The 3,284-nt window shown below is 31.5% G+C and carries 10 protein-coding genes; 5 read left to right on the forward strand and 5 right to left on the reverse strand.

Translation table 11 applies throughout. The features are described 5' to 3' along the window. The first annotated feature begins 48 nt into the window (after positions 1-48). The 5 genes from ACEW7V_RS00975 (at position 49) to ACEW7V_RS00995 (ending at position 1,296) form a co-directional block, all read left to right on the forward strand. Positions 49-225 (forward strand): hypothetical protein, encoded by a 177-nt coding sequence (locus tag ACEW7V_RS00975; protein ID WP_374695719.1) that lies wholly within the window; start codon positions 49-51, stop codon positions 223-225. A gap of 82 nt (positions 226-307) precedes the next feature. Further along, the gene (locus tag ACEW7V_RS00980) at positions 308-400 is read left to right on the forward strand and encodes a hypothetical protein (RefSeq protein ID WP_374695720.1); all 93 of its coding nucleotides are present in this window, start codon (positions 308-310) and stop codon (positions 398-400) included. A gap of 124 nt (positions 401-524) precedes the next feature. After that, entirely contained in the window at positions 525-737 is a 213-nt protein-coding gene (locus ACEW7V_RS00985) for a hypothetical protein (protein ID WP_374695598.1), read from the forward strand. 68 nt (positions 738-805) lie between these two features. Further along, positions 806-925 (forward strand): hypothetical protein, encoded by a 120-nt coding sequence (locus ACEW7V_RS00990; RefSeq protein ID WP_374695721.1) that lies wholly within the window; start codon positions 806-808, stop codon positions 923-925. Continuing rightward, on the forward strand, positions 922-1,296 hold the full coding sequence (locus ACEW7V_RS00995; RefSeq protein ID WP_374695599.1) for a hypothetical protein: 375 nt from the start codon (positions 922-924) through the stop codon (positions 1,294-1,296). Before ACEW7V_RS00990 ends, ACEW7V_RS00995 begins: the two co-directional genes overlap by 4 nt. 140 nt (positions 1,297-1,436) lie before the next feature. On the opposite strand, the gene ACEW7V_RS01000 is transcribed toward ACEW7V_RS00995, so the two are convergent. From ACEW7V_RS01000 to ACEW7V_RS01020, 5 genes are all read right to left on the reverse strand, one after another. Continuing rightward, on the reverse strand, positions 1,437-1,838 hold the full coding sequence (locus tag ACEW7V_RS01000) for a hypothetical protein (protein ID WP_374695600.1): 402 nt from the start codon (positions 1,836-1,838) through the stop codon (positions 1,437-1,439). Between the two features lie 175 nt (positions 1,839-2,013). After that, positions 2,014-2,220, reverse strand: coding sequence for a DnaD domain protein (locus ACEW7V_RS01005; protein ID WP_374695722.1), 207 nt, complete (start codon positions 2,218-2,220; stop codon positions 2,014-2,016). A gap of 211 nt (positions 2,221-2,431) precedes the next feature. Then, positions 2,432-2,818, reverse strand: coding sequence for a putative dsRNA-binding protein (locus ACEW7V_RS01010; protein WP_374695723.1), 387 nt, complete (start codon positions 2,816-2,818; stop codon positions 2,432-2,434). After that, positions 2,808-2,987: a hypothetical protein gene (locus ACEW7V_RS01015; protein WP_374695792.1), complete on the reverse strand. Its 180-nt coding sequence runs from the start codon at positions 2,985-2,987 to the stop codon at positions 2,808-2,810. Before ACEW7V_RS01015 ends, ACEW7V_RS01010 begins: the two co-directional genes overlap by 11 nt. Continuing rightward, entirely contained in the window at positions 2,939-3,157 is a 219-nt protein-coding gene (locus ACEW7V_RS01020; RefSeq protein WP_374695601.1) for a hypothetical protein, read from the reverse strand. The genes ACEW7V_RS01015 and ACEW7V_RS01020 overlap by 49 nt, the downstream gene beginning before the upstream one ends. Positions 3,158-3,284: the final 127 nt, after the last annotated feature.

Genomic DNA, 3,284 nt, shown 5'->3' on the forward strand with positions numbered 1-3,284 from the left:
TACGGCTGTTTCCACACATCACTGAAGAAATCAAACAAAAACTAATTGATGCTGCTCTTTCTTCACAAATCAGATGTTGTTATTGTAGAAATTCGAGGCACCGTAGGGAGCATTATCGAATCATCAGCCTTTTTAGAAGCCATCAGACAAGTGCGCTTTGATTTTGGTTATCGCAATGTTTTGTATCTTCATACCACTTTAGTTCCTTATTTAAAAAAAGCCTGAAGAAATCAAAACAAACCTACCCAACACAACCAAGAAGGCCAAAAGGGCGTGCCGCCGCCGCGCTTTAGGAATACAACCTCAAATTTTGGTCTTACGTAGTGAAGTTCCTATCAACCAACCAACCAAAAATAAAATTGCTGCTTTATGTGACATCAATCCACAAGTTATTTTTTGAAGCCTTAGATGTTGATATTTTATATCAAATGATTCTTTAACTTGCATTATCAAGGAATCGATGATTTTATTTTACAACATTTAAAACTACGCACTTCTCTCTCTCTCTCTCTTCAAACGCCGATTTGCAAGCCTGGCAACAACTAATTACACGCATCCAAAATTTAGAAAAAAAAGTAGTCATTGCTCTAGTGGGTAAATACATTGTTTTACATGATGCTTATTTATCAATCATAGAAGCTCTTAAACATGCTTCTTATCAATATAATTGTAAACTGGAAATTAAATGGATAGATGCTGAAAAAAGTAACGCCAGACAATATTTCTTCTTTGCTTGAAGACTATGATGGTATTTTAGTTCCTTAGCGGTTTTGGCAATCGCGCTATTGAAGGCAAAATTTTAGCCATTAATTATGCAAGAACTAACAATATTCCTTTCTTTGGGATTTGTCTAGGTATGCAGTTAGCAGTTATTGAATATGCCCGCACAAAATTACATTTACAAGGTGAATTCTTTGGAAGTTGACGAAAGACGCCGCATCCTGTAATTACTTAAAAATAGTTGAAAGCAATTTAGGAGGAACCCTGCGATTAGGTTCTTATCCGTGCCATCTTAAAGCCAACACCAAAAGCAAAGCTATTTATAATCAAGAAATAATTTATGAAAGACATCGTCATCGTTTTGAGATGAATCATTATGTTGCTTTATTTGAAAAAAATAATGATTTTGTTGTTTCTGGAATAAATCAAGAACAAAAGCTTTGTGAAATTATTGAGTTAAAAAGCCATCCTTGGTTTATTGCAGTACAATTTCATCCTGAGTTTTTGTCAAGACCATTTAAACCACATCCTTTATTTAAAGGGTTTGTTGAAGCGTCTTTATTAAATCAAAAATGAAATAATTTATAAATGAAAAAACTACCTTAAAAGGTAGTTTTTTGTTATATCTGTAATAAAACCCTTATTAAGGGTTTTTTTATTTGGTATTTATTAACTTTTTCTTGGAGTTTTTGGCATTATCGTTTTTAAATAATTTTTTATATTTGAAAAAATTGTATCATCTGCCTTATTATCGTTTTTTTTAAATAATCATAAGCATCGTCTTTTGCTTTAACAATTTTTTTCGTATAGGTCTTTACTACTTCGTATTCATTGTTAATTGATTCTTTATAATATTCAATTACGTGTTTATTTACTGCTTCTAAATTAGTTTTAATGCTGGCAAGTTTGGAATTAACATTGCCTTTATTTTCTTCTTTTGTTAACTTTTCAACTGAATTATACAAATTTTGAGCTGCTTGTTTTGCCCAAACTTTTTTAGGAGAAAGCCAGTTAATAGGATTAAAAGAAATATAAAAACCTAAACCTACATAAAGAGTAACAGTAATAAAAATAATGCCAGTAATGATTTTTCCTCGTTTAGTTGCTAAAAATTTCATCTTTTAATTCCTTTACTAGGTTATTTTTCATAAATAAAATAATTGAAATACTAACAAAATAATTACATAAGTAATTATAAAACATAAAAAAGAGTAAGCTTTACTTTTTGTTTGCCCAAACTTTGATTGTTATTTTTATTTTTTTAAAAGTTTTGCTAAGGCTTTGTCTGCTTTTTCATCGGGTATAACTGTCAAAAATTTCTTTTTGCCAAACAGAAGTATTGATATACTTAAAAAACAGAAGGGTTTTTTTAACACAAAGAGCTTCTTCAATTGTGTTTTTAATTTCTTCATGGCTAAATTCTTGGTCTTGATACCAATTTCTAACTAAGTCTAATTCGTTAGATGTAAGAGAGTTTGTCCTTTGTTGTATTCTAAATATTCAATAGTTTGTTGGATTAAGGTAAGTTGGTTTTGGCGTTTGGATTCGCGAATTTGGTCTTGATAGATTTTTTCTAGCTTGGCAAAAGTGGGTGTAGTGAAAAAACTTCAATAATTTTATGGTTTTTAGTTTCTGGAAAGGTCAAAAAAACCTTTGACATTAATTGATACAAAATATGTTCTACTTCTTTTTTAGTGATTCTGCTTTTTGGCTAAGGCGTTGGACGAAAGACACGTTTTTTGGAAAAATCTAGTAAGAATAACAAAATAGTTGGTTCAGGGTAGGTTAATCCCTGGTGCAGGTATTCTTGAATTAACATTTTTTCTACTTGTAAAAACCATCTTCGTAAGTTTTTGAAACATAACCATATTATTATTGAAGCTCCTTTTCTTTTCCGCCTTTGTTGACGCGCGCGCGTGTTACGCGTTGTTAGGTGAACTGGTTTTGGCAACTGGATAATGCTTGTTGGGCTGCTTTTGCTCAGCGGCTTTTTAGTGCTGCCTTCACCTGTTCCTAAAAGATTTTTTTCTAAATAAACTTCTGCTACAAAATTTTTAGAATGAGCAGGCCCTTGCTCTTGGACTATTTTATATTGGATATAGTTTTTTTTCTGACTGAACTATTTCTTGTAATTGAGTTTTAAAATCAATAATATAGATAGTTTTGGCTAAGTGAGGTAAGACAATATTATGAAAAACTTTTTTGGCTGTCAAATATCCTAAATCAAGATAAATAGCACCAAATAAGGCTTCAAAAGTATCTGCCATAATACTTTTAGCATTAAAATCTTTGTTTTTTCGCCTTTGCCTAAAAGAAGATAATTTTGCAATTCAATGTTTTGAGCGTAGATGGTAAGTGACCTTTCACACCGCTTGGAAGCTCTTTTAGTCATAATGCCTTCGTCTTCTTTGGATTGGGAATAAAGATAGTCAGCCATAGTAGCTTTTACGATGGCATCTCCTAAAATTCAAGTCTTTTCGTTGTCTTCTTGGGGTGGGTTTTGTTCGTTAGAATAAGAGCTGTGGGTAAACTTGCTTTGTAAGAACGTATTTTAGCAATACATG

The organism is Areca yellow leaf disease phytoplasma, assembly GCF_041920595.1.